Source organism: Paenibacillus sp. GCM10027630, from assembly GCF_042676305.1.
In the GTDB taxonomy this organism is placed as follows: domain Bacteria; phylum Bacillota; class Bacilli; order Paenibacillales; family NBRC-103111; genus Paenibacillus_S.
Genome location: NZ_JBHTGY010000015.1, coordinates 200,086 through 226,220, shown reverse-complemented (window position 1 = coordinate 226,220; position 26,135 = coordinate 200,086). Strand labels below are relative to the sequence as shown.

Sequence of the window (26,135 nt, the reverse complement as noted above, 5' to 3'; positions counted from 1 at the left end):
AGCTGTTATTAATTAGTACGTAATATTTACCGTACGCGTTGGTTCGATATAATCCACTTTTGCCCCCAGCACTTCGGCTAGCAGACGAACCGGCACCATCGTATTTTCCTCAATCAGCCTGGCAGGCGTTGTTGTTGAACGAACCTCCCCATTTACCATATACGCATCTTTCGTTGTATACAGCGTAACCTTCAAGCTTCCTTTCGTATAGACAGCCGCGCGTTGGGCTTCGTCCCAATCCACGCTGGCTCCCAGGGCCGCAGCGAGATCGCGGATATACAGATAAGAGAAACCTTCGGTGATAACAGGAGTTCTTTTCATTGGGAAGCTAATGCCATCCACCTGATAGCTGCTGCTGTCGAGCCCGAAGCTGGCTGTGCGCATCATAGGGGCTACTGTAACGAAATACTTTTTGTAATTCGCCGCATTTTGATGCAGCTTCTTTTTGCCGACCTGGTAAGCGGGCTCTGTTGAGAAATCCCACTCTTTATCTTCAGTTACCGTACTGCCGTCCTTCTTGGTTACCTGCAGCTTCAGCTTTACATAATACCTCGAATCGGCCAGGAGCGGCTTGCGCGGCATTATTATAACGGCATTGTCTAAATTTTTATCGTTATCTGGCGTATTCACAAGAGTTTCCACAGGTTGCTTCTTGCTATCCAGCAGCTCCGAGCTGATCAGCTTGACATTTTTTACTGAAGAGCCGTAATACTGGGCCATGATCGGATATCCGACAGGGAAAGCTTCGTTCGGATGAATACTCAGCGGGTCTGGAGATTCATTGCCCTCAAAGGTTGTTGGTACATAGCGGTCTCCTTCCGCAGGAGAGACGACAAGCTGTGGGCCTGCATCGGGCTCAAGCCCGAATTCTATGATCGTATAATTGCCCGTTTTACCAATTCCCACTTCTTTTATATAAGGGTTCAAAAAAGGATTTCTATGATAAGGAGCATCGAATAAGGCATCGATAGCTTCATCATTAGTACCGGTTATATAAGCTGCATCTTCACCCACTGCCTTAGTAAACCCAAAATAAGCAGCACGTTCCAGCGGTGTTATGCCAATAAAGGCGGTTTTGTCAGCGTCTTGGGTATGAAGACTTTCTTGGCTTGTTTGGCTCTGCTTAACCTTGTTAATGTCCAAATAATTGGCATGAGCAGTGGCACTTGCGCTCAGCTGTTCGTTGAATGTAAAGGCTGGGAGTCCGTGAAGGACCCGGTAATCATTAATTATAGTAAGTGTACTCAGTTGATCAGGTGTGGCAGCAGCGAATTGCTTGATCGCATCCTTGGCGACATTGAAGGTCCATGATTTCTCTAAAGTCTCATAACCTGCAAACTTGATAGCGATCCGAACGGTATAAGGACCAGGTGCCAGATCTTTGGATGGAGTATGAGTGAATATGGAATTTACAGCATCATAGGATACCGCCACGCTTTGACCGTTCAAATACATGGAGTACGATGAAGGCTGGGTATTCGTATCGCTTTTGAAATAGAAGGAAAGAGTCGGCTTTGTGACGCCAACGGTTTGTTTGGGAACTCCCTCATAGCTATAAGAGAACGCATCTGCTTGTTGTGCCGGAAGTGCAAGGCTGGCGCACCAAATCAGGAGCGTTAATGGAAACAGCAACAAATAATGGCTCAAACGTCTGGCTCGGTTCATTGATCTAATCTCCTCACTTATTTATTGACCCCCGTCTTTAAACATACACTAAATTTCAACAAAAGGCGCGTGAATTCCTTCTTTAAAATGTTTCCAATGGTTGTTCAAGGTCGACTTGTGAATTGCGTGTCATTTATATTGACATTTACATAACATAAATGTACAGTGGATGAAATATAATTTTAGGCATGCTGATCAAACGCAAATTGGATATGACTAAGGGAGGGGAAGTCAATGTTACGTGGCAGAATTACAGATGTTATGCAAAAAATCCCCAAGGTTGATCTTCATTTACACCTGGACGGCTGTGTGAAGCCCGAAACGATTATGATCCTCGCAGAGGAGCAAGGTATTTCGCTCCCGGTAAGTGACAAGGAGCGGCTCCTTCCTTATTTGCAAGTGGCTGAGAATTGCAGCAGTCTTACACAGTATTTAAGTAAATTTGATTTTACAGTTCCATTCCTGCAAACGGCTGATGCTTTGCGGAGGGTTGCTTATGAGGCTGTTGAGCAATCGGCCGGACACTATTGCAAGTATATCGAGGTGAGATTCGCACCCCAGCTTCATAGAAACAAAGGACTGACTGTAGATGAAGCGATCTATTGGGTCATTGAAGGCTTGAAGCAGGGGGAGCGGAGGTTTGGTGTCAAAGCTCGTGTGATTGCCATATGCATGAGGAACCATTCGGAGCAGGCTAACAAGGAAGTTATTGAAGCCGCGTTGAATTACATCGGCAAAGGTCTCGTAGCTGTCGATTTGGCAGGAGATGAAGCTTCTTATCCTGCGGAAAATTTCCGCGATACCTTTGCGCTGGCGAGGAGGTTGGAAATTCCAATAACGATCCATGCCGGAGAAGCGGCGGGCCCAGGCAATATATACGAAGCGATCACCCATCTAGGGGCCGTGAGAATTGGACATGGGGTAAGAGTACAGGAGAATCCGGCTATTATGGATATTATTAAAGAGAGAAGAATCCCTCTCGAATTATGCCCGGTCAGTAATATACAGACGAAGGCAGTGAGCGATTGGGATGCCTATCCAATTAGACAATACTTCGACCAAGGCTTGGTATTGACTATTAATACAGACAATCCGACTGTATCCGGCACGAATATTACGGAGGAATACAGGATTATTACTGAAAAGTTTGGCTTCACCGTGCCTGATCTTATTACACTCGTAATGAATGGAGTGGAAGCTTCCTTTCTGGAAGCCGATGAGAAGCGATCGCTCAGGCTGGAGTTTGAGCAGCTGATAGGAGAGCTTTAGTGCGAACCAAAGGTTTAATTCCAGTAATTCCAATGGGCCTCTTTGTGCACCTTCCCATCGACCGACAACTACTCGTTCCTTAATAAATAAACCTGGCCGCTAATAGGGTCAGGTTTATTTAATTTACTGCATCGTTAGCCGCGATGGCCTGTGGGTACGTAAGAGTGATGCCCGTGGCGCACCCGGGCTTGCTAAGGATGCGCAGCAGCGAAGCTGGTCCGTACTGCAAGGATAGCCGCTTGCTCGTGTTAGAAAGTCCGACATGATCGGACTGCATCGGCTCTGACAGGAAGGATGCGCGGATTTGCTCAAGCCGCTCCTTCGGTTACCCATTCCGTTGTCAAGAATGGTCACTTGCAGGCTGTTTCCTTTTAAGCGGCATTTCACCTTAATCCGCAGGAATTCGCGGCTCTCCAAGCCATAGTGGATACTGTTCTCAATAAGCGGCTGGAGACTGATTTTAATTACGTGGCAAGCCTCCGCTCCCTCCTGAATATCCCATAGTACGTCGAACCTGCCTGGGAACCGGGAGTGTTGAATGTCGATGAAGCTTTGGACATGAGCTATTTCCATGCTTAATGGAACCAGGTCATCTTTGGAACGCACGGCATACTCCATAAGATCGCTTAGCTGTTCGATCATTCGGCAAGCATCGTTAGGGCCGCCTGTCAGTTGAAGTGTTTTCCAATATATAGAATGCAGAGTGTTATAAAGAAAATGCGGATTCATTTGCGACTGTAAAGCTTTAAGCTCCAGCAGTTCCATCTTCGCTTTCCGTTCGGAGAGCTGGATTTTCACATACTTGTGCTCCAGAAATGTTTCCAAAATCGATTTGATGATCCACTCGTATACATCATTAATTTTGGATGGAATATCCGGCATGGGCTGAGCGGGACGGTCGGCAGATTCCAGTATACTTGCGATTTGTACAATTTGCCGATAATTTCTCCGAGTGATCCACAGAGCATACACGGAGCTTAGCAGCAGTGAGAACAAGGATAAGATGACTGTCATATACACGATCGTGCGCGGCAAGCTGTACAGGGAATCCTTGGGCACGACAGATATCAGATTCCACTGCAGACGGGGAACCTGCTTCACGTTAATCAGGTTATCCGCATATTCAAATCGGCTAAGTGACGCATTCCCATCTTGGCTGCCCTCTCTTAGCGGAAGGGGAATATATTGGGTGAAGCCGCTGGATTTCATAATGGGCTCTCCGTCTTTGTCTGCAATATAGAAATACCGCCCAGGCAATTCGTTGAAATAATCGAACAATGCTTCGAAGTAGGAAGGGAGAACATTCATGATGATCAGCCCTTTATGATAACCGGGATATCCGTAGGAGAACGGCTTGTAAATAGTCACGAGATGATTGGATTGATGGTCAAACCCATAAGCATCGATTTTTCTGACCTCAGTAATCATCTCTTCCTTGCGGGAACGGAGGTCGTTGTATCGCTCAAACCATGAGGTATCATCGGAACGATTAATTTGGGTAAGTCCATCGCGCGAGCTTAACACCCGGTTATACGGATTTTCATAATACACAGATATGGAGTGAATAAACGGCTTGGAGTTGGCAGGCACATCCAGTACGTTTTTTAAGTAGAATAGCGCTTCCATATCTTCATAAGAAAAGGAGGGTGCTGACAGAAGACTTTTCAGCTTCAATGTAATTTTAGGATCTTTATCAAAAGAAAGGCTTAAGGAATCCAGCTCCGAGGATATCACCTGCGCAAGCTCGTTTAATTGGTTTAATTGGTTAGCATTGCTCTGCTCTACATTGTAGCGGATATATTGATTAGTAATAACAATAGTTAAGGTCCCTAATATAAACAAAGGGATAAAGCAAGGAATTAAAATCCTCATTAAATGACTGACGAAAAACTTGCGCCGCAAAGCCGAATCAATGAGGGGAAGCTGGAAAGTGCCCTTCATGCCGATATTGCCCCGGCGTTTTGCCATAAAACTGCTTGAAAGACCGGATAAAATTTTTCGCATTCGCATACCCCACCATTTCACTAACCTCAAAGGCTTTAAAGCGGCGGTCCTTTAACAGAACGGCTGCTTTTTTCATTTTGACAGATTGGACATATTCAGAAAATTTGCAGCCTGTCATCTTCTTAAAGTAGGCGCTGACATAAGTAGGATTCATATGCACATGCTTGGCGGACTCCTCCAAGGTTACGGTCCGGTATTCCATTTCGATGAAGCTGATTATTTTTTGGATAACAGGATCATCCTGTCCTTCCAGAATTAACTCATTATGCTCGAGCGGCCTATCCGAGTTTGAATGCTTGGCTTCCTGATCAAGCTCTATTTTCAATTCGGTTAAGACGGTGAAAATATCATTAAATTTGGCAGGCTTTACTAAATAGTGGCTAACGCCGCAGTTGATAGCTTGACGTGCATATTCAAAATCGCGCAGACCGCTGAGCAGAACGATTCGGATGGGAAGCTTGCGGTTCGCAATTTCTTTGGCCAGCTCGATTCCGTTCATCACAGGCATTTTAATATCACAAAGCAATACATCAACAGGCTGCTGAAGGATATATTTAAGTGCTTCCATTCCATTGCTGCGTTCTGCCTCGACCCTGAAACCTAGCTGCTCCCAAGGAAAACAGCTGCACAAGGTACTCCTCGTTTCTGCTTCATCATCAACAACCAATAGCTTATACATAGTTATCACCCTCTATCATTATACAAAATTCAAAAAACAAAAGTAAACGGACTTTTTAAAAGAGAAAACAAAGGTATTTTCTAAAGAAATGATACCTTTTCCCAAATAAACAGGAATCTGGAAGCGCTTTACATAAGGAACGACCCTTTTTTCTATAGATGAATCGTGTTACTTTGTTAGAGGCGCCAGTAAAAATAAACGTATTGGGGGATGTAAGATGATAAAAAAACCGCGTTTAGTAGCAGGAATGCTTCTGCTGTCGATGGCTTGGTTGACTGCTTGCTCGGGAGGCTCGGGTACGGCGGGGAATACAAACAGCTCAACAGCAGGAGAAACGAAAACGGATACAAAGGCGGAAGCCAAACAAACGACGCTCCGTTTTGCCTGGTGGGGGAATGATCCGAGGCACAAGGCTACCTTGGCCGCCATCGATGCCTATATGAAATTGAATCCACATGTGAAGATTGAAGCTGAATATATGGGCTTTGATGGATATAACAAAAAGCTGTCAACCCAGTTCGCGGGTAAAACAGCTCCTGACTTGTTCCAGTACACCTATGAGTGGACCTTGGATTTGAGCGACTTTTTGCTTGATTTGAATACAGTGAAAAATATTGTGGATATGTCCACGCTGCCAGCTGATACGCTGAAAGCATTCGGCTCCTATAAGGATCGGCAGATTATGGCTCCGGCAGGGATGTTTGCTTCTACAACCATAACGAATCAAGACTTTCTTCAAAAGTTTGGTATCCCAGCCGATACGGTCTGGACCTGGGATAAGATCATCGAGGAAGGCAAAAAGATTCATGAAAAGGATAAGAATGCCTACCTGCTGACAGCGGATATTGATGTTATTAATAAAGTTATTCTGCAACCGTATATCATGCAAAAATCCGGTAAGGGCTGGGTCAACGATGACTTTACAGCAGGCTTTGACAAAGCCCAACTGACAGAGGGTCTGACTTACCTGTCGAATCTGTACAGCAGCGGCGCGATGGAGCCGTTCGGCGACAGTACGGCTTTCGTCGGCAAGATGGAGCAGAATCCGAAGTGGGTCAAAGGTGAGATCGGCATGCTGCTCGATTATGTGCAGTCGTTGGATAAATATAAGCAGGCGGTACCGAACGCCAAGATTGGCGTAGGAGCTTTCCCGGAAAATCCGGGAGCCGCGCAGTCCGGCAACCCGATGGTGGCGGGAACAGGCTTCGCCATTGCCAAAGATAGCAAGAACAAGGAAGAAGCTGCGAAATTTTTAAACTGGCTTATTAATGATAAAGACGCTTCGATGCTTTTAACCACACAACGTGGAATACCGGCTTCGTCAACCGCCCGCAAAGCGTTGGAGGATTCAGGCAAGCTGAATCCGGACATTTCCAAGGGCTTGGATTTGGCAGCGAAGAAGAAGGCGGTAGCGCCTAATGTGATAAGCACCAATGCAGAGCTGGCACAGATTGTGAAGGACTCGATTCAGAAGCTGATCTATAACAAAGCAACGCCTGAGCAGGCAGCGGACGAAATTCTCAAAGGGTTCAACGCGAAGCTGAAGGAACTGAAATCGTAATTGTACATGATGAAAAAGTTACAGAGAGTGCCGCCTGAATCGGGCGTCACTCTTTTTAAAAGATGTAAAGGAAAGGATAAACCGACTTGAAAAAGATAACGAGTGCGCATGCATGGTGGGGTTTGCTATTTGTGTCTCCGTGGATTATTGGCTTTATTTGGTTTCAGCTCTATCCGCTTTTGCTTTCTTTCTATTACTCTTTTACGGATGCCACGGTTGTGAAGCCGGGTAAGTTTATCGGCTTGGCCAACTACAGTAAAATGCTGACGACAGATAAGGACTTTCTGCCTTCATTGAATGTTACGCTCATATACTCGATTATTGCAGTTCCAGCGAAGCTGGCTTTTGCCTTACTAATTGCTGTTATTTTAAATATGAAAAGCAAGGCGGTCAATTTCTACCGTACTGTTTATTATTTGCCTTCAATTCTGGGCGGCAGTGTGGCCATCTCCATTCTATGGCGTTTCCTGTTTATGAAAGAAGGAGTAGTTAATAATGTGCTTGGTTATTTACATATTCCGCCGATCAACTGGTTGGGAAGCCCGACTGTAGCTCTAGGCACCATCAGCTTGCTGGTGGTTTGGCAGTTCGGATCCTCTATGGTCCTTTTCTTGGCAGGTTTAAAGCAAATTCCAGGGGAGCTTTATGAGGCGGCCATGGTTGATGGGGCAGGCAAGCTGCGAATGTTCAGACAGATCACGCTACCTCTCTTAACTCCGATCATTCTTTTTAATTTAGTGATGCAAACAATTAATGCGCTGCAGGAATTTACTGCTGCCTTCGTTGTAACGAATGGCGGCCCGTTGAAAGCGACCTACCTGCTCGGATTAAAAATATACGATGAGGCTTTCCTCAACATGAAGATGGGATACGCTTCCGCATTATCCTGGTTTTTATTCGCAATCATCCTATTGCTGACTTTGCTGATATTCCGTTCGGCCAGATCATGGGTGCACTATGAAGATGGAGGGAAAAACTAATGAGCATGCCGACACCTTCAGCTTTCCCTGAGATAACTAAGAAACGTAAACAAACAGTTATGAATAAAAAGTGGATGACTCATCTGTTCCTGCTGCTGTTAGGCTGGGTGATGGTGTATCCGTTGATATGGTTGTTCTTCAGCTCCTTCAAAACCAATGCCGACCTGTTCGGCTCCTTGCAGCTGCTGCCGCAACACTTCGTATGGGATTCCTACGCCAAAGGTTGGGCGGGGACGGGGCAGTATTCATATGGGACGTTCTTTAAAAATACGTTTCTGCTTGTTGTGCCAACCGCATTCTTTACGGTCTTATCCAGTGTGCTTGTTGCTTATGGCTTCGCACGCTTTACATTTCCGCTGCGCAACTTTATGTTTATTCTAATGATATCAACGTTGATGCTGCCGCATTCGGTTATCATAATTCCAAGGTATTTGATCTTCCGCAACCTGGACTGGCTTGACAGCTATTTACCATTTATTGTTCCGGCTGCCTTCGGCTGCTTTCCTTTCTTTATCTTTATGCTAGTGCAGTTTCTTCGTGGGCTGCCTAAGGAGCTCGATGAATCGGCGGTTATGGATGGCTGCAGTCCTCCGGGTATTTTGTTCCGCATTTTGCTGCCGTTAAGCTTTCCTGCACTAATGTCGGCCGCAATTTTTCAATTCATATGGACATGGAATGATTTCTTTAACTCGTTAATTTTTATCAACAGCGTCAAAAAGTTTCCGATTTCGCTTGCCCTGCGCATGTCCATAGACTCGACGGGAGGCACGGTGGAGTGGAATCAGATTATGGCGATGTCGGTTCTGGCTGTACTTCCGCCGGTATTGCTGTTTTTCTTCTCTCAGCGGTATTTTGTAGAAGGAATTGCAACTACAGGTATTAAGGGATAAGGAGCATTGGTGATGGGTCTGAGGGGCAATAGACTTCTCAGGATTATTTGGGGAAAGGTAAAGGTGAAACATAATGAGTAATGGAAAAATGAAGAAGCAGCCGAATGTAATTGTATTTTTTACAGACCAGCAGCGGTGGGATACGATGGGGCTTCACGGCAATCCACTGAATTTGACCCCGAACCTGGATCGTATGGCCATGAACGGAACTCATGTGCCTTATGCATTCACCTGCCAGCCGGTTTGCGGTCCGGCGCGTTCATGCCTGCAAACCGGATTATATGCTACGGAAACGGGCTGCTTCACCAACGGAATTCCAATGCGCGAGGATGCGGGCACTATTGCTCGCGCTTTTAACGAGTCAGGATACGAGACCGCCTATATGGGCAAATGGCATTTGGCGAATACACGGACAGAGCCGGTGCCGGTAGAGAAGCGGGGAGGCTACCAGCGCTGGCTTGCGGCCGATTCTCTGGAGCATACCTCGGATGCTTACCGGACAGTGCTGTATAACGAAGAGAATGAGCGGGTAGAGCTGCCCGGCTACCGAGTTGACGCCTTGACTGACGCGGCAATTCGGTATGTTGCAGATCAGCGCGGGAAAGAGCGTCCGTTTTTCCTGTTTATTTCCTATTTGGAGCCTCACCATCAGAATCATCGGGATGATTATCCTTCGCCGGATGCGTATCGGGGCAGCTATGCGGGTCGGTATGTACCGCCCGATCTTGCTGCACTAGGAGGTACGGCGCATCAGCATCTGGATGGCTACTATGGGATGGTCAAACGCCTTGATGAAGCGCTCGGCCGTTTGATGGACGCGCTGAAAAGCCTTAATCTTGCTGATAATACGATTATCGCCTTTACCTCGGATCATGGATGTCACTTTAAAACTCGCAACAGCGAGTACAAGCGCTCCTGCCATGAAAGCTCCATTCGCGTGCCGCTGGCCTTTACCGGCCCCGGGTTCAGCGGCGGAGGAAGCGTGCGGGAGCTGGTCAGTCTCATCGACCTTCCGCCCACGCTGCTAGATGCTGCTGGCATTGCTGTGCCGCAGCAGATGCAAGGGCGTTCCCTGCTTCCGCTGCTTCGCGGCGGAAACTTGAATGGCGCCGCGGAGACAGAGTGGCCGCGGGAGGTGTTCGTGCAGATCAGCGAATCGCAGGTGGCACGTGCCATCCGTACAGGCAGATGGAAGTACGGCGTGACGGCTCCTGAGCGGAATCCAATCAAAGATGCAGGCTCCTCTGAGTATGTGGAGGAATTCTTATACGATCTCATGGCGGATCCTTACGAGCTGTCGAACCTGGTAGATTCGGAGTCGCATGAAGCGGTAAGAATACGGCTTAGGGAGCGTCTGATCTCCCGTATGACTGAGGCGGGGGAGGAAGCTCCAGTCATTGTGCCGCTTCCGATGAAGCCTTCTGGGCAGCGTCTTGTACTGCCTGAGGAAATTGAGCTGTAGTCGTTTGTGGGAGGACTTCCGCCCGCGTGCAGAGTGGATTATGTTCGGACAAATGAAGAAATGATCCAATAAGGAGAGCGCGAGTATGAAAAGATTCATGTTCCGGACCCAGCTGAGAAACGGGCACGAAGAAGCAGGTCTATTGCTGCTGGCTGCTGAATTGCAAGAGAATGCTCGCGAGCTTGTTCGTGATGGAGTCATCATGACCATCGGCTGCTACAAGTGGATGAGAAATCTGTTTTTATATTATGAATGTATCGGGCGGGACATCGCCCCTGAGGACATGTTTGGCGGCTTGCAGGAGCATTTGGAGGACTGGCCGGGGACACAGCAGATGAGAAAATGGATTCTTATGACAGACGTATTTCATTTTAACGAACCGGCAGGTTATGATCACTGGCTTCGTAAGGAATCGGTTGAACGACGTGTGGGTAGAGTGGCTCATCTGAAGCCTGAGATGATCAGCAGCTACATCTATTATCATTATCAGCTGCAGGAGGAGCGGGCATTTCTAGGGGATAAGTATGAAATTATAGCGATGCATGAAAATGTGTTGTTCGGCTATCAGGAGTTTCCCAAAGTTATTGAGGACCCGGTTCTTCCCAAGAAGCTGAGCACCTCCGGCACTCCGGTGAATTGGAATGACTCCAGGATGGATCTGCATTTCCAGCCATGGGAGGACGGACATTTGTATTTTAAGCCGATTGATGCAATATTCACGATTTATTGTGGAGATGAAGGAATTAAGAAAAAATAGGCAGCTACATAGGGAATACCCGAAATATAGGGAAAGCAAGCTTGTGTAAAAGGAGATGTCCAGCGTTGTTTATAAATATTCGCGATTTTGGAGCTGTAGGGGATGCGGTCACCAAGGATACAAAAAGCATTCAAGCTGCAATCGATCACTGTGCATTGCAAGGCGGGGGCACCGTACTTATACCGCAAGGCCAATTCTTATCCGGAACTTTGCTGTTAAAATCCAATGTGAATCTTCGTTTGGATGCAGCGGCTATCATCGTGAGCAGCCTGGAGGAGCAGGACTTCGTACCGGTCGATTCCGATGGACAGGCGCTTAGCGAAGGTCAAGGAAGCAGCGCGCTGCTCTGCGCCCGGCATGCCGAGCGGATCTCCGTTACAGGGATGGGGATGATTAACGGCCGAGGCGAATTGTTCCTGGAGCCTGAGAAGCAGGATGGCGATTATGTACTGCTGCCGATATCGGCTTTTCGCCCTAAAATGATTGATTTTGAAGGCTGTACCGATGTGCTGTTCCGGGATGTTACTCTTCATAGAGCTTCCTCGTGGGGGCTTCATTTGACGGGATGCCAACGAGTTACGATTCAAGGGATTAAGATTATGGGCCAGCTGCGTGCCCCCAATAATGACGGTATTGATCCCGACTGCTGCAAGGACGTCCATATTTCGGATTGCCACATCGAGACCGGAGACGACTGCATTGTAGTGAAAACGACCCGGTATGGTGCCGAACGCTACGGGTCCTGCGAGAACATTACGGTAACCAACTGTACATTGACCACCCATGATTCCGCTGTGAAGATTGGTACTGAAACTCATGCGGATATCCGCAATATAGTGGTGCAAAATTGTGTCATTCGCGATTCCAACCGGGGACTTGGAATATGGGTCCGGGATGGCGCGACCGTTGAGAACATTTTATTCTCGAACATTGTGATTGAAACGAGGCTGTTCAGTGATGAAGCTGAGATTGCAAGGCCGCTGAGATGGTGGGGCAAAAGCGAGCCGATATTTATTACCGCCGAACGGCGTAGTGAGCAGCATGCGGCCCCGGGAACCATTCGAAACATCCGGATTGATCATTTGAGCGTGGAAAGTGAAGGCGGCATTTATCTGGAGGGGTCCGAGGACAGTGTTATCGAGGACATTTCTATTCGCGGTCTCAAGCTGATCATGCGCCGTAAAAGCGGATACCCGGGAGGTTTATTCGATACTCAGCCGTCGATCCGCGGAGTATTTAAGCACGACGTTCCGGCTGTGTTTTGCCGGTATGCCAAAAATGTGTCGTTCGATGGTATCGAGGTTGTCTGGGCTGGTGCGCCGAATCAGCATTGGTCTCATGCTTTTTCTGGAGATAGCATTGATCGGTTATCGCTTAAGGGTTTCCGCGGTGGACCTGCAAAGCCTGGCAGCTCGGCAGTCGAATTAAAAGAAGTCAGGGAGCTATCTGTAGAAGGCTGCAAAGCTGAAGAAGGGACAGGCACCTTCCTGTCATTGGAGCAGGTAAATCCTGACCAATTGTTTGTAGTCGGAAATGATTTCTCCAAGGCGGAGAGGGCTGTTCGCTTTACGGACGGGTCAGAGCCGGAATATTTTGCCGCTGCTAATCGGATGCCTCAGTAATCAGAAATTTTAGTTGTGGGACGCCCTTGACATGGTAGAATATAGGAGAATGCTAAATGTCATGAGAGGGATGATACCATGTTTGGCAAAGTGGCGGCGGATATTTTAGGATTGAGTGATTTAGGCAGTGTGATTAAACGGGAAAATTACGACAAGGTAGATTCTGATGATTACGTTATGCATGAAGATGGAGAGAAGATTTTTTTCCTCATTAAGTCTAAATCGGATGAATATTGCTTCACCAACCAAGCTCTGATTCATCTGGATGGTACGAGTGCTATTAGTAAAAAGCGTTCGCTTCGCCGTTACAGCTACAGCTCCTACCATCTTTCGGATGTAAGCCTTGAGACTGCAGGCACCATCGACTTGGATGTGGAAATTAAATTTACATTAGGCTCGATTGCGTATTCCATCGATGTTCACAAAAAACATTTGGAAGAAATCAAGGACCTGTATAAAGCGCTCATCAAAATTGCCGAAATATCCCGTGAAAATGAAATTAGCTTAGCCCACGCTAAGGAAAGCTTGGATACCGCTTCTGGAGTACTGAGCCAAATCACTAAATATCAAGGCAATATAACGGAGCAGTTCAAGGAATTGAATCAAGCTACGTTCTCTTGGCTTACGGATACTCGGAAGCAATACCATGTCAAGGACTTTGGTTTTGTGTTTGAACGTTATATTAACAATTAAAATGTAAGAAAAAGCCACGCTGTGAGTTCCTTTATTCGATCTGCGACCCCAATTTTAAGGCGATAGCGGAAGTTGGAATGCCGTTATTTTGGGTTAGTAAGAGCATTAAGCACAAAAACAGAGGGCATAAAGGAACTAGCTGTTCCGTTATACCTCTGTTTTTTGTGCTTTTCAGGTGATAGAGGAACAAGTACTTTCGCTATTGTCCTTCATTTCGTAGATGCAGCTCTGCTACTCACCAGCACACCTGATTTCCTTGCGGATTCAGCTTCTGAGATCGAAATGTATGTTGCGAGATGTAGTCAATGCTTCCACTTGTAGAAGATGCGGATGAGTGGAGGCTCGCAAAAAATTGAATTACAATTACTGCCCTACCGAAATTTCCTGCAGCGTGGTATGATAGGGATTTGTGTCATAGACAACAAGAATATGGGAGTGCATAAGCTTGATCAAGTCGGAAAAAACAATTTATTTAATTTTAGCTCTGGTCGTAATCTCTTGGGGCTTAAATATCGTAATGGTCAAGTATCTTACAGCATCCATCTCACCTATGATGGTCGCCGCTATAAGGATGCCCTTGGCGGGCCTTGCACTGCTTCCATTTGTATGGAAAAAGTACGGCTTCTATAAGCCGAATGCCAAGGAATGGCTAATGCTGTCTTTGATAGGCGTCACATCGATTTTTTTTCATCAGCTCTTTTTGGCATATGGCGTTACTACGACTACGGCAACTAATGCTTCCCTCATACTTGGATTAAATCCGCTTACGACAGCGCTGTTGGCATCTATTTTTGTCGGTGAAAAGTTCAATTATAAATTAGGTATAGGTATATTGTTTGGTTTTTCGGGTGTGATATTGGTGGTCACTTCCAAGTCCGCAGACAGCTCGCTTGCTGTTTCCGGTTGGGGAGATATGATCATGTTTCTTTCGATGCTGGCCTACGTGGTAGGGGGTCTGCTTATTAAGAAAATTTCCTCCTCTACGATTCCAACCCTTGTAGTCACTGCTTATTCTACTATCATTGGGGGAATCATGCTGAATCTGGGCACTGTTGCAGTTATGGGACCTGCTTCGTATGCAGATGTGCAGTTTACGACGGCAGCATGGCTAGTTATGCTTCTGTCAGCCTGGGGGGCTTCCTCACTCGGTACATTAGGCTGGAATCATGGTATCAAACGCCTAGGAGCTAACCGCACCGCGATGTTTATTAATGCTATGCCTTTTGCAAGTATGGTTGGAGGAGTTATTTTTCTGAATGAGCGAATCGGCTGGATTCATGTGGCAGCTTTTACGCTTACGACAGTTGGTATTGTGATTGGAACGTTGAAGCCGAGAGGTCGGGAGCTTCCTGTTAAGGCGGCTGAGTCCGCTCATTCGTAATATACGACATTATTTTATCCATTAATAAAAAATACCTTCATTTTCTGCATCCCTATTATGTGGTACACTGAAAAGGATTTGGGGCTTATGGCCCATTCTTGTTTAGAATCCACAGCAACGAAGCTGGTTTTGTTTAATCAAAACGATAGAAGGCACGTTCATAAATAGGGAGGCGCGTTGTATTTATGAAAATTGGAGATGTGATAGGCCCAGCAGCAGCAATTGTAGCACCTTATCTTTTATTTGAATATTTGAAAGCGCATCCTAATCTTGATATTCTGCTATCGCTGCCTAGAGGGCATTTTTACATTGTCAGCTTGGTTGCCATTCTGTCTACTATAATTGCTATTGCTGTAGGGATATCGGGAAACCGTGTGCGAAACATCAAAGTATGCTTTTTATCGCTGGCATTCATTTCGTTGGCTGAAGTATTCTCCGTTCACGGGTTATCCACTCCAAACTTTCTAATACATGCATCCCATTTGCCGGGTGTTGCCTCACAGGTAAGCCTTTTGCTTGCTACCTTCTGGTTATGGATGTCTTCTTTATCATCCGATTCGTTGTTAATTTTGTGGTTATCCCGCTGGAAAGGCAATTTAATACCGGTTTGGACTGTTGCTCTTGGTCTTATTGGTATCACTGGACTGCTGTTCCCTCATATGCTCGATTTAATTCCTCTGGATCGTAATCCCTTGAGATGGGTAGCTACCGGAGTTATTGTTGTGCTCAATTCGATGACGATGTATCGGTATTTTCAATCCTATCGATTCTCTCGCTTCCCACTTCAAACCGCTATTATTTATAGCTGTGGATGGCTTATTGTTGCTCAGTTCATTATTGTCTTGGGTGAAACCTGGCGGCTCAGCTGGTGGCTTTACCACCTGCTCTTACTGGCATCTATGATCGTAATGCTGGCCGGGTTATGGAAGCAGTATGGGGTGAGCCGGTCTTTAACCATGTCTGTCCGAGCCTTATTCACCAATGATCCGTTAGAGCGAATTACCAGCTGCCTGTCCCCAAGTGTGAGAGCCTTGGTCTTAGCAACTGAGGTGAAGGATACCTATACCGCGGGTCATAACCTGAGAGTCACTTTGTATGCCTTGAGGCTGGGGGAAGAAATGCAGCTGTCACCCGAACAGCTTCGCGCACTATCACAAGGCACCATTGTACATGATGTTGGTAAAATCAATATCCCGGACGCGATTCTTAATAAACCGGGACGGCTTATGCCGGATGAACGGGCGATTATTGAGCAGCACCCGCGCAAGGGCTACGAAATGTGCAGGACGCTCGGATTTATGAAAGAAGAGCTTGAGATTATTCGTTCACATCACGAAAAATGGGATGGCACGGGCTATCCTGATCGTCTAAAGGGGGAGCAAATCCCCTTGTTGGCAAGAATCGTGGCCGTATCGGATGTGTACGATGCCCTCACTTCTACTCGTTCGTATCGTAAGGCTTGGACGCATGCGGAAGCCATCGACTTTCTTAACGAGCATAGCAATACTCATTTTGATTCAGCCTGCGTAGATGCTTGGAAGCGGATATGCGATCGTGATCCACAAGTGTACCGTTATCCGCTGCATATGATTAGCGATAACAAAAGCAATTATTTGCGCCCGGCTGCTTCTGAAGATGCCAATGTATCCTAGTGAGAGCTTAGTAAGGGACTATTGAAATCGTACATAGTTGGTGTGGACATTTCATTCATATACAAGGACTGTCGGAATGGATTATTCTGCGACAGTCTTTTTTTGGGCAGAGAATTTATATGTCATTTTCATCCAACATATGGAATCAATATAACATGAAAACCGTTGCCTAACGGAACGTCAATGCTCTATTGATTGAAAACCCATCCCATTTCATGAAGTTGCGGAACTACGATTCGTTATTCCGACTTTAATAGACGGAAATGCGATATTTTAAATAAATAAGTGATCCTAGTTCCGTTTCACTCGATTAATAACGCTTAAACAAGGAAATAGCGCACCTCACTTCCTTAAGTGAATGATTGGCAGCGCTAAAGGGGATGAGGACACTTCACCGCTTTAGCTTTAAAGGTACATGTGAAATACTACCATGGGGAATAGGTCTATGAGTTCTATGAATACCGGATCGAAGATCGGTTAGGGGGTAAGGAAGCAGCGCAAAGCAGAGAGTAGAACAGGAAGAGGGCATGGGTGTGGGATGGAGGAGCGATAGCGTCCGCATGGTCGTCACCTCCGGTGACTGCTCGGGTATGCTACCTACCTTAGAAGTTCGTGTTCCTACCGCTTTAAAACATAAATTCAAAGGTACACGGCTTCAACAGCGGCCGGAATCCCACATCCATCCCTTCAAAACGCACAAACGTAAAGGGTACACCAAGGACGCCGCAAGGCGCTTTTTTTGTTATCTATGATTTTGGCGACTCAAGACATTCGTAGATGTATCGGTTTACCTTAACATAATCAGATTAAGCAGCTGAGGTTGTATCGCTCTTTTGGGGCAATGTTGCTTTATGTAAGCATCCAAGAGTTGCTTCGGCCCGCTGGGAATATATGCATCAATTAGGTAAATTATCGCCATACTAATCAAAAATGGTGGACCAGCAAAGAGGACAAAATAAGGACCGCTAGCAGCTTTACTTCACTTTCTGATCGGCAGCTGTATAGGTGGAAGGAGCCGTTGATTCTGAACAGACGTAAACGAGAGTCTTCTGTACCACGCAGACCTTTATCCCATCTTAGCCAATATGGTGTAACGCATCTTTACCGTAAAAATCCTTTGATGGTCGCATGGTGGTCAGCCGCATTTCCTGGTTTTGGGCACTTTCTGCTTAACCAATATGCACGTGCTTGCTTATTGACACTATGGGAACTGTTTATCAATTCGTTTGCCCATATTAATGAGGCTATGCTGTATTCATTTTGCGGTGATTTTAAAATGGCAAAGGCTATTATTAATCCCCAATGGGTATTCGCTTATATGCTAATTTACTTATTTTCAATTTGGGACAGCTACCGTTCAACGGTTGAAGCGAATAAGCTTTGCGAATTAGCTGAAATGGAGAATGCGCGAATCGATGGATTTATCATACGGCCTTTGGGTATTCAATATTTGGAGAAGAAAAGTCCGCTATCCGCAGCGTTCAGTTCTTTTTTTTTCCCCGGGCTTGGTCAGCTCTATAATCACCGGTTTGGGCTGGCTTTTTATGCGATGTTCTCGTACTGCATATATATAGGGCTGTCTCATTCGCATGAGGCGGTGATTATAATGATGCATGGCCGAATCCGTGAATCAACAGCTATTTTACATCCTCACTGGCTGCTTTTCATGCCTTCAATAGTCGGGGGTTCAATCTACCATGCATATATAAGTGCAGTCGAACACAATCGTTTGTTCCGCATCGAGCAGAGACAATTTCTTGCCGAACGTTATGGATTCGCCGATAGCAGTACAATTTTTCATTAAGGCAGGAAGATTATTATGTTAATCGTAAGCACCTTCGAGCATTCCGTTGAATTGGAGCAGGCCCTGGCTGTTCTTGAGAAGAATGGCATCGATAGCGGTCATATTTTGGCTGTTCCTATGGATGCTTTTCCGAACAAATCATTTGCTTTTGCCTCTGAGGCATCGGAACAAGCTCATAAAGCATTTGAAGTTGGAATGGCTTGCGCTACAGCATGTAGTGTTTTGGGGTCGACCTATGGATTCATTTTGGAATGGGGGCCGCTTATCTGGGGACTTATGGCTGCAGTAGGTGGATTTGGAGCGGGCTTCGGCATCTATCGTTTAATTATTGTACCGAGGAGTCAAAAAAAGCGCTTAAAGGCAAGCAAACTTCCCGAAGTAACTGTAATTATCCGATGCGCCACTGCCAAACATTTGGAGGTGTGCAAGGTACTCTGGCAGTACAAGGCACTTACCGTCGGATCCATCGCTGATCAATCCGCTCAGCCGGAACCTATACAATAACCAGTAAAACGCTGCTACTATATGTTTTTTAACTGGTAATTTTATTTTCAATCGAGGTATAGTAGTGGAGAAGATTGTTCTGTTATTCACGTAATCATTTATTTTTTTATTTTAAAAGAGAGCGGTGAAGTATTGTATGAGTTCCAGCGGCCGTCCATTAAGTGGAGAACCCTTTAAATTGCTCAAAAATAGGGTGTGGAGAACCTACTCTGGAGGTAAATTTCTGGAAGAGTGGCAGGGTACACTGCAAGCAGAGGATACGAGCTTCCCGGAGGAGTGGGTGGCATCCACTGTAGTAGCCAAGAATGTGGGCAGGGAGCACATTAAGGAAGGTTTGAGCCTAGTAAGCTTGGATAATGGGGAGACCATGCCGCTGCTTGATTTAATTTTATCTGAACCCGAAGGCTTTCTGGGTAAATTACATGTTGCTAAATACGGCGCGCAAACGGCATTGCTGGTCAAAGTGCTGGACGCTTCTGAGAGACTGACGATACAGGTACACCCGGATAGAGCATTTGCCATGGAGCAGTTTGAATCTCAGTTCGGTAAAACAGAAGCATGGTATGTAATGGGTGGAAGAGCTATAGACGGTGAGGAGCCTTATGTTTTATTCGGATTCAAGCCTGGAGTGACGAAAGAAAGCTGGCGGGAGCTATTTGAACGACAGGATATTGACGGTATGATCGACGCGCTCCATCGTATCCCTGTGCAGGAAGGCGATGTGTTTCTGGTTGAGGGCGGCATTCCTCATGCTATTGGAAGCGGCTGCTTTCTAATCGAGATCCAGGAGCCTACGGACCTTACTCTACGTGTAGAAAGAACTACGCCCAAGGGCAATAGTGTTCCAGACTTGGCTTGTCATCAAGGTATTGGATTCGAACGCATGCTCGATTGCTTCCACTATGAATCGCACTCCTACGAGAACGCCAGAAGCAAATGGAAGAAGTCACCTGCATTGCTGAGAGAGAGCGAAGACGGCAAGGAGCTGGTTCTGATCGGAAAAGAAAGCACAGACCGCTTCCGCATGCATACAATCGAAGTCACTGGCCGTTTTGCAACGGAAGGCAGCGGCGTATTTGGAATCGCTATTGTCATTTCCGGGTCAGGCTCCGTAAGTTGGGCTGATGGAGAGATGTCTATTAACCAGTCTGACGAAATTTTTATGCCGGCAGGTTTGAATGCGTTGTCATGGAACAGCGATGGCGCTGACAAGCTGAAAGTTGTGTTATGTTATCCTCCCGAGTGAAACGGAGGGGGGATGTATCTATAAGAAAAGCTTCTGATCGAAGCCCATTCGATGAAGATACATTCGTGTCTTAGCGGTGGCTTTTCTTGCAATATCAGACTTCTTCAGCTCCGCTGAAAACTTATAGTCTGATATTATAAAAGAACAGAAGCCTCCAACCCACTAGGCAGTGGTGTTGGAGGCTTCTATGTTTGTTGAATAGGTGTCGGAGTATCCATGTCAAATACAAGAAGGCTATTTATTCGCCGCGGGATTCTCCTTACTCAGCCTGACGGAAAGGATGACGTTGCCGCCCTTCTTCAAAGGATTCGTATCGCGCAGCACCGTCCGTAATCCTACTTCTCTTACACCGTTTACGGAAACGGTCATTGGAAACGATTCCTGCTTCACTAAGGTGCTCTTGCCGTCTGAAATTACATACATATCTACGAATTCCGTTTTATCCTGACTAACCAGATCAATAGTTAAGTAACTATACCCTGACGGGAAAACGGCGGTTTCAATTTCGCCTGCTTTTCGAATGTTTTTCGTAATGGTACCCGACTCGCCATTATTGCCCTGCGTTTTAAAGAAGTCGCGAACATTGGTAGCAGTTTGGCTGGAAGGGCCGCTGCCTTTAGGATCGTTCCAAGGATCGGAAACCCCTGAGTTCGAGCCGGTACCGCTGCCGGTGCCTCCCCCTGCTGCTCCTCCGATTCCAGTACCCGTCTGCTTTAAATCAATTGTAGAGTAATCGACAAGCCAATAACTCTTTTTAAGATAATTATAAATCCGGTTCAGTATTGTAACGGCTTCAGCTCGTGTAACTTTGTCTAATGGGCGGAAATACCATTCATTATTCGCAGTCATGATACCGGAGGACTGAAGGCTTGCCAGAACACTGGCCTGCGCATTGGAGAACCCGTCCGAACCAAATTGGCAATCGCCAGCTCCAGTACCCATAAACAACGAAGGGAACACGCCGTTACTTGTGGAAATTTGAGTATTGGCGGAGTCTAAGCGTCCATCGGCTTGAACGGCTTTGTCGTATTCATCTTGAGTTTTAAATATTTTAGAGGGAACATCTTTGAATTTGGATACGATGGAACAAACATCATTCGGTGTTATCCGGCGGTCTATCATCCGGGTGTCAAAAAACGAATACAGCATATTAGCCAGCTGGAGGCGGTTTAATTGTGTATCGGGCCGGAAAGTGAGCTGGCCATACTGGCTCAGTCCGTATATGCCCCATTGAAAGGAGTTGTCGTAAATATCTGAGATTTGCTTGTATGCCCAATGCTCAGGGGGGACATCGGAGAACTGTTCGATTTTATTTGTGCCGGAAGCATATAGATTAGGTCTGTACGTATCGAATAGACGATACACCATCACAGTCCATTCCGCTTTAGTAACGGTTTCATTCGGCAGGAAGGTTCCGTCCGGATAGCCTGTCAAAATTTGGTTTTCGGCCATTAAGCTGATCGAACTTAGAGCCCAACTGTTTTGCTGAGGGTTAACATCGCTGAAAGTAACGGCAGCAGTGGCTGAGGGTCCGGGAAGAATCAGCGCTGCTGTAAGTAATAATGTACACCATTTGCTTATTTTGCCTTGAATTTTTCTCATCTTCAATACCCTCCAATCTCTATCCTTATATCGGCTAATACAGATCGATTGTTAACATTTGGAACGAAATTTGATGAAAACTCGTAATATACAAAAGACAAGTACAATGTAATAATAGGATTTTAATGGGTTAATATTCTTTGTATTTTGTCAAAATGCAACAAATATCGGGCTGATTTGATTATTTTCCAAGTAGAGTTAAAATTTTTTGTCAGTAAAACCGATATAAGCTTTATAGCAAATCGTAGACACTATCATTTCCGGGGAACGCATGAATAGGACGGTGATTTTATTGTAAGGAATGGTTTTGTACAAGGTTTGATTGGTTTGAAATTTATCGAATTAAGGAGAGATACAATTGACATCAATGAAAAAAATAGTTAACTATATGCTGTTGTTCGCGCTGTTGTTCTCGATCATACCGGCTCAGTTTGCAGCAGCGGCACCGCCACCGCCGTGTTTGCAAGCAGACCCTTCGGTAGTAACTTGCCCGCCGCTTGTTCCTAACTACTTTTTCCCGGATGACGGCGAGTTGAAAGCAACGGCCAACATGGAAATTTTGAAGTCTGGAACGTCCGGCAACTTAACCCGCAACACAGCCAAACTATCGAACTCCGGGAAAATTTCCATAGGAGGGACTTTTCAACAAGTAACCGGTTCTACTTTGACGCTTGAAGTAGAACAAATTTCACTAGTTGGCGCCGAATGGGTTAAACAGGCTAATAAAAGCTCTGTTACAACAGTTGGAGCTGTTAACAACCGTTTTCAGGTTAGCGATGTAGATCTTTTTCAGGGTTACAACCGCTTGACATTCATAGGCTCGCAAGGAGCAGCTACAAAAAAAGATGTTTTCTATGTACTATACGATGCGGCTCCTTTGATTAAGAAAATGCAAATTAACTCAAACAGTGAGCTTTTGGATTTGAACGAAGGAGCGAGCCTTGTCCTGACAAAAGGCGTTGCTTATATTCAAGGTACCGTTGATAATGCTAATAAAATGACGATTAACGGCGAAAAAGCTTCCGTATTGGATAACGGCTTGTTCTATGGGCCGGCTATGAATTTGCAGCCCGGATTAAACAAGTTTGAAATTACAATAGCTAACAATACCGATACGATTACAGTTAAGCGTCAAGCTTACTACTATGATAAAGATAAGCCATTTACCATTGTTGATGTAACACAGGATGGTGTTAAGCAAAGCTTGCTAGCTTCAACTCCTCCTTCTTTTACGGGTACAACACATAGCGCTGATTTAGACTTGCAATTTTTAGTACCTTTTGATAGTGCACCTTTTAATGGGAATTCTACCATTACTATTAACGCGGGTACTCCTGTGAATATTACTGCAGCCGGGACTAACCCGAAAGCGACTGAAACTGTCATCACCAATACATATGGTTCGCCTGCGTTCAAACTGGTGAATGTAACGGTTCCTGCTGCTTTTTACCCGTTGGTAGAAGACTCAGCCGGGACGCTGCTCCCGAATCAACCTGTAAACATTGCAATCAGTTATATACCATCCATTGGTGGTACGCCATGGACGATCATTGATAAGTTTCAGTTTAAGCTTGCCTCGGGTCAAACATTGATTAGAGGTGCAAGATTGTTGCAGGGATACGATGGCGTTTCTCCAATTACGGATGCAACACTAAGTGCTCCTTTAAACGGTCAAGAAGTAAAAACGCAGGATTTCTATATCATTGTGGACGCTACATCACCTTTAGCGGTAGCGAATCCAGCAGATCCAACTATAACCAATTATTTAACGGTTGGGTTGCAACCACTAGGTAATACAACGATTACAGCTACACAAACTGGTGTTGCTTCGCCAGCTGGTGCAACAGTTAACATTGGTCAGGTTTATAAAATTTCCAACCTGCCGGAGGGTGCTCAAACCATTGCTTTTGCAGTTGGCACCAATCCTGTTTCATATACGGCGAGAGTAACTTATGTTTCTAAGCTATATATTGAGCTGGATAATCTATATGAAGGTCAAGTTATTGAGAAAGATACATCAGTCTTGACAAATAATATAGTTCTATCAGGGAAATATATTGGATTCGGTCCTGACGCCAGAGTGAAAAACGAGAAATTGCTCGTTAACAATGTAAATAAAACAACGAGTCCATTTTCCGTAGAAGATGCTACCGATAACACGATTCGTAATATTATTCCGATGACCCTCGGTATTTCAGCCTCGGGGCCATTGTTCATAGGCGAAAATAAAATCAAGATAACGGTTGATTATACCGATGGTGCAACCACCATTTTGCGTAGTTATGTAAAAGAGGTTAAGTTCTATATTGTCGATAAAAATTTACCGGTGATTAGCGATATTAGACCATTAACGCCGCCAACATCAACAAGGGTACCTCTGACAGATCCGATTAGAGCGAATTATTTGCCGCCTTCTCCGGAGCTTCAATTAATTAACGGTGCGTATGTAACTACCCTTTCTAAATTCGACTTATTCGTTGAAGGTTCCGGAGCAGATGATATAACGATTAGAGAAGGGGCAACAGAAATCTTTAAAATGAACCCTAGTGCTACGGTTCCGGCGCCTAATGCTTATTATTCGAGAGCTGACTTTGAAGGAAGCCGGAGCGCCTTCAAGCTTCGATTGGATGATGTATTAATTCCGGCCGGTTCTCATACTTATACGATTGTATTTACCAATAATACGAATGGTGCTGCAGCTACTTCAACGCTAACGGTGCAAAGCCAAAATGTTCCTTACCGTGTACTCTCACCGGTTCCGAATACAGGCGATAAAATCATTGTTAATAAAAACTTCGTGTTGTTTGATATCGAAGCAGTTGGAGCAAAGGATGTACAAATTAACGGCAATTCCGCCAAGCTGCGCAAAGATATGCCTAACCGCTATATGTACACTTTAACCGGTCTTAAACCGGATACGGACAATAAAATCAATTTGGTTATAAAAGGTGGAAGTGCGGACGTGAAAGAGACAATCACGGTCACGTACGTTTCCAATCCTGACAAAGGCACCATGTTTATGGAGCCGATGAGCGACAAGCACAATGTGTTTAATAAAGCATTGCAGCTTACATTCCCTAAGAACAATGTTCTACGGCGTGAGATTGATGGTAAGATTGAGCCCAAAGTAGACTTGTTATTCGGTATTGCAGATCCTGAGAATGGTAACACAGAGTTAGTCAACGACTATAATCAAAAAGTCGGAACGGACATTGACTCTAGAACGCCGAGCACTCCGACTCAGACGCGAATCCCGATTGACAGCTCACTTTCAAGCAGCTTTGATCCAGGTCTCGGGCCTAGACATTTTATGAGAGTTTCCGATTATTATTGGATTTCAGCAGGTATGGGTGAAGCATCCAAAGTAGGAGCTTCCGACTATAAGCCTGTTACTGGCGGATTGGCGCCGTATTCCACTGAAGGTACTTTTACCCGTTATGATGACAGAAGAAAAGTAGTGCCGAGTGAGCGAGGTGTACTTACTATTAAATATGATGATAGTGTTGTATCCCAGGCTGCAGCAGAAGTAACTGTATTCCTTTTGGATGATAAAGGAGAATGGAAAAATATCGGAGGTAAAGTTGATGCGAAAGCTAAGACTGTTACCGTACCGTTTGACCAGTTTGGATACTATATGGTCGCTAAACTGAAATACGGCTATGACGATATTTCCAACCACATTTGGGCACGAGATATTTTGCAGGCTCTATTGTCCAAGGGCTATATGCCAGCTTTGTTTGGAAATGAATTTGGAGCCGATGACAGCGTGACGCGCGGTGAATTTGCAGGTCTGATGGTTCGCTCGCTAGGTATGAAGATTAACTCGGATGACAACAATACATTCGGCGATATATTGCCTGGAAGTAACTCTGCGGCTTGGACGTATGAGGAAATAGAGACGGCGGCCAGAGCTGGTATTGTCCAAGGCTTCGAGGCTCAAATTTTCGGAGCGGACAGGCCGATAACACGTGAGCAGGCAGCGGTTATGCTCTCTCGTGCAATGAATGTCACTTTGGCGATGAATGATGATAAATTGAAGGCCAAAGTTGAGAAGGCATTTGCAGACATTGCGAGCATGGACGTTTATGCACTTCCAGCTATTGAAGCTATGAATTCCGCTAAAGTTATGGTGGGCAGTCCGGTGATTTCTCCTATTCCTACCAAAAACAAACCATTAATTAATTTTAACCCGAAGGGTAAAATGACAAGAGCGGAAGCTGCTCAAATAGCAGTACGCTTATTGCAAAAGTATGTAAAAGGCGCTCTTCCTGCAAACTTAAGTTAACCAAATAAAGGTAAAAAGGGGATGTCCAAAACACATTCCCTTTTTCCTTTATTTTCAAAATGTTTCCACCCAATTGTGG

18 protein-coding genes are annotated in these 26,135 nt (G+C 45.5%); 14 read left to right on the top strand and 4 right to left on the bottom strand.

Going from position 1 to position 26,135, the window contains the following annotated elements:
- Positions 1-12: 12 nt before the first annotated feature.
- The gene (locus tag ACFQ0C_RS08675) at positions 13-1,665 is read right to left on the bottom strand and encodes a stalk domain-containing protein (protein WP_379365860.1); all 1,653 of its coding nucleotides are present in this window, start codon (positions 1,663-1,665) and stop codon (positions 13-15) included.
- A gap of 234 nt (positions 1,666-1,899) precedes the next feature.
- Here ACFQ0C_RS08675 and add point away from each other — a divergent pair, with 234 nt between their 5' ends.
- Positions 1,900-2,934 carry an adenosine deaminase gene (gene add / locus ACFQ0C_RS08670; RefSeq protein ID WP_379365858.1) on the top strand — a complete coding sequence of 345 codons (1,035 nt, stop codon included), beginning with the start codon at positions 1,900-1,902 and terminating at the stop codon, positions 2,932-2,934.
- Between the two features lie 123 nt (positions 2,935-3,057).
- Here the strand turns inward: add and ACFQ0C_RS08665 are convergent, their stop codons facing one another.
- Together ACFQ0C_RS08665 and ACFQ0C_RS08660 are read right to left on the bottom strand one after the other, a co-directional pair.
- Positions 3,058-4,938 carry a sensor histidine kinase gene (locus tag ACFQ0C_RS08665; RefSeq protein WP_379365856.1) on the bottom strand — a complete coding sequence of 627 codons (1,881 nt, stop codon included), beginning with the start codon at positions 4,936-4,938 and terminating at the stop codon, positions 3,058-3,060.
- A complete protein-coding gene (locus ACFQ0C_RS08660; protein ID WP_379365854.1) occupies positions 4,844-5,617 on the bottom strand; it encodes a response regulator transcription factor in 774 nt (257 codons plus the stop codon). Before ACFQ0C_RS08660 ends, ACFQ0C_RS08665 begins: the two co-directional genes overlap by 95 nt.
- Before the next feature lie 217 nt (positions 5,618-5,834).
- Between ACFQ0C_RS08660 and ACFQ0C_RS08655 the strand changes: the two genes are divergently transcribed.
- The 12 genes from ACFQ0C_RS08655 (at position 5,835) to ACFQ0C_RS08600 (ending at position 20,169) form a co-directional block, all read left to right on the top strand.
- Positions 5,835-7,178, top strand: a complete 1,344-nt coding sequence (locus ACFQ0C_RS08655) for an ABC transporter substrate-binding protein (RefSeq protein ID WP_379365852.1) — start codon at positions 5,835-5,837, stop codon at positions 7,176-7,178.
- 86 nt (positions 7,179-7,264) lie between these two features.
- Positions 7,265-8,158, top strand: a complete 894-nt coding sequence (locus ACFQ0C_RS08650) for a carbohydrate ABC transporter permease (RefSeq protein WP_379365850.1) — start codon at positions 7,265-7,267, stop codon at positions 8,156-8,158.
- Positions 8,158-9,048 carry a carbohydrate ABC transporter permease gene (locus tag ACFQ0C_RS08645; protein ID WP_379365848.1) on the top strand — a complete coding sequence of 297 codons (891 nt, stop codon included), beginning with the start codon at positions 8,158-8,160 and terminating at the stop codon, positions 9,046-9,048. Before ACFQ0C_RS08650 ends, ACFQ0C_RS08645 begins: the two co-directional genes overlap by 1 nt.
- A gap of 73 nt (positions 9,049-9,121) precedes the next feature.
- Positions 9,122-10,510: a sulfatase family protein gene (locus tag ACFQ0C_RS08640; protein ID WP_379365846.1), complete on the top strand. Its 1,389-nt coding sequence runs from the start codon at positions 9,122-9,124 to the stop codon at positions 10,508-10,510.
- Positions 10,511-10,595: 85 nt separating this feature from the next.
- On the top strand, positions 10,596-11,267 hold the full coding sequence (locus ACFQ0C_RS08635) for a hypothetical protein (RefSeq protein ID WP_379365844.1): 672 nt from the start codon (positions 10,596-10,598) through the stop codon (positions 11,265-11,267).
- A 65-nt stretch (positions 11,268-11,332) separates the two neighbouring features.
- Complete coding sequence (locus ACFQ0C_RS08630; protein ID WP_379365842.1) at positions 11,333-12,889, top strand: glycoside hydrolase family 28 protein; 1,557 nt, start codon at positions 11,333-11,335, stop codon at positions 12,887-12,889.
- 78 nt (positions 12,890-12,967) lie between these two features.
- Positions 12,968-13,582 carry a PH domain-containing protein gene (locus ACFQ0C_RS08625; protein WP_258215316.1) on the top strand — a complete coding sequence of 205 codons (615 nt, stop codon included), beginning with the start codon at positions 12,968-12,970 and terminating at the stop codon, positions 13,580-13,582.
- 445 nt (positions 13,583-14,027) lie between these two features.
- Positions 14,028-14,963 (top strand): DMT family transporter, encoded by a 936-nt coding sequence (locus tag ACFQ0C_RS08620; protein ID WP_379365839.1) that lies wholly within the window; start codon positions 14,028-14,030, stop codon positions 14,961-14,963.
- A gap of 185 nt (positions 14,964-15,148) precedes the next feature.
- A complete protein-coding gene (locus tag ACFQ0C_RS08615) occupies positions 15,149-16,615 on the top strand; it encodes an HD-GYP domain-containing protein (RefSeq protein ID WP_379365837.1) in 1,467 nt (488 codons plus the stop codon).
- 1,018 nt (positions 16,616-17,633) lie between these two features.
- Positions 17,634-18,419 carry a hypothetical protein gene (locus ACFQ0C_RS08610; RefSeq protein WP_379365835.1) on the top strand — a complete coding sequence of 262 codons (786 nt, stop codon included), beginning with the start codon at positions 17,634-17,636 and terminating at the stop codon, positions 18,417-18,419.
- A 15-nt stretch (positions 18,420-18,434) separates the two neighbouring features.
- Entirely contained in the window at positions 18,435-18,923 is a 489-nt protein-coding gene (locus ACFQ0C_RS08605; RefSeq protein WP_379365833.1) for a hypothetical protein, read from the top strand.
- Positions 18,924-19,059: 136 nt separating this feature from the next.
- Entirely contained in the window at positions 19,060-20,169 is a 1,110-nt protein-coding gene (locus tag ACFQ0C_RS08600) for a type I phosphomannose isomerase catalytic subunit (RefSeq protein WP_379365831.1), read from the top strand.
- A gap of 234 nt (positions 20,170-20,403) precedes the next feature.
- On the opposite strand, the gene ACFQ0C_RS08595 is transcribed toward ACFQ0C_RS08600, so the two are convergent.
- Entirely contained in the window at positions 20,404-21,771 is a 1,368-nt protein-coding gene (locus ACFQ0C_RS08595) for an S-layer homology domain-containing protein (protein ID WP_379365829.1), read from the bottom strand.
- Between the two features lie 367 nt (positions 21,772-22,138).
- On the opposite strand from ACFQ0C_RS08595, the gene ACFQ0C_RS08590 reads away from it, so the two are divergent.
- A complete protein-coding gene (locus tag ACFQ0C_RS08590) occupies positions 22,139-26,056 on the top strand; it encodes an S-layer homology domain-containing protein (RefSeq protein WP_379365995.1) in 3,918 nt (1,305 codons plus the stop codon).
- The last annotated feature ends 79 nt before the right edge of the window (positions 26,057-26,135 follow it).

What these genes read in the sequence shown, in the direction of transcription:
- ACFQ0C_RS08675 (WP_379365860.1), bottom strand. Translation starts at nt 1,665, where the DNA reads ATGAACCGAGCCAGACGTTTGAGCCATTATTTGTTGCTGTTTCCATTA.
- add (WP_379365858.1), top strand. Translation starts at nt 1,900, where the DNA reads ATGTTACGTGGCAGAATTACAGATGTTATGCAAAAAATCCCCAAGGTT.
- ACFQ0C_RS08665 (WP_379365856.1), bottom strand. Translation starts at nt 4,938, where the DNA reads ATGCGAAAAATTTTATCCGGTCTTTCAAGCAGTTTTATGGCAAAACGC.
- ACFQ0C_RS08660 (WP_379365854.1), bottom strand. Translation starts at nt 5,617, where the DNA reads ATGTATAAGCTATTGGTTGTTGATGATGAAGCAGAAACGAGGAGTACC.
- ACFQ0C_RS08655 (WP_379365852.1), top strand. Translation starts at nt 5,835, where the DNA reads ATGATAAAAAAACCGCGTTTAGTAGCAGGAATGCTTCTGCTGTCGATG.
- ACFQ0C_RS08645 (WP_379365848.1), top strand. Translation starts at nt 8,158, where the DNA reads ATGAGCATGCCGACACCTTCAGCTTTCCCTGAGATAACTAAGAAACGT.
- ACFQ0C_RS08640 (WP_379365846.1), top strand. Translation starts at nt 9,122, where the DNA reads ATGAGTAATGGAAAAATGAAGAAGCAGCCGAATGTAATTGTATTTTTT.
- ACFQ0C_RS08635 (WP_379365844.1), top strand. Translation starts at nt 10,596, where the DNA reads ATGAAAAGATTCATGTTCCGGACCCAGCTGAGAAACGGGCACGAAGAA.
- ACFQ0C_RS08625 (WP_258215316.1), top strand. Translation starts at nt 12,968, where the DNA reads ATGTTTGGCAAAGTGGCGGCGGATATTTTAGGATTGAGTGATTTAGGC.
- ACFQ0C_RS08615 (WP_379365837.1), top strand. Translation starts at nt 15,149, where the DNA reads ATGAAAATTGGAGATGTGATAGGCCCAGCAGCAGCAATTGTAGCACCT.
- ACFQ0C_RS08605 (WP_379365833.1), top strand. Translation starts at nt 18,435, where the DNA reads ATGTTAATCGTAAGCACCTTCGAGCATTCCGTTGAATTGGAGCAGGCC.
- ACFQ0C_RS08600 (WP_379365831.1), top strand. Translation starts at nt 19,060, where the DNA reads ATGAGTTCCAGCGGCCGTCCATTAAGTGGAGAACCCTTTAAATTGCTC.
- ACFQ0C_RS08595 (WP_379365829.1), bottom strand. Translation starts at nt 21,771, where the DNA reads ATGAGAAAAATTCAAGGCAAAATAAGCAAATGGTGTACATTATTACTT.
- ACFQ0C_RS08590 (WP_379365995.1), top strand. Translation starts at nt 22,139, where the DNA reads ATGAAAAAAATAGTTAACTATATGCTGTTGTTCGCGCTGTTGTTCTCG.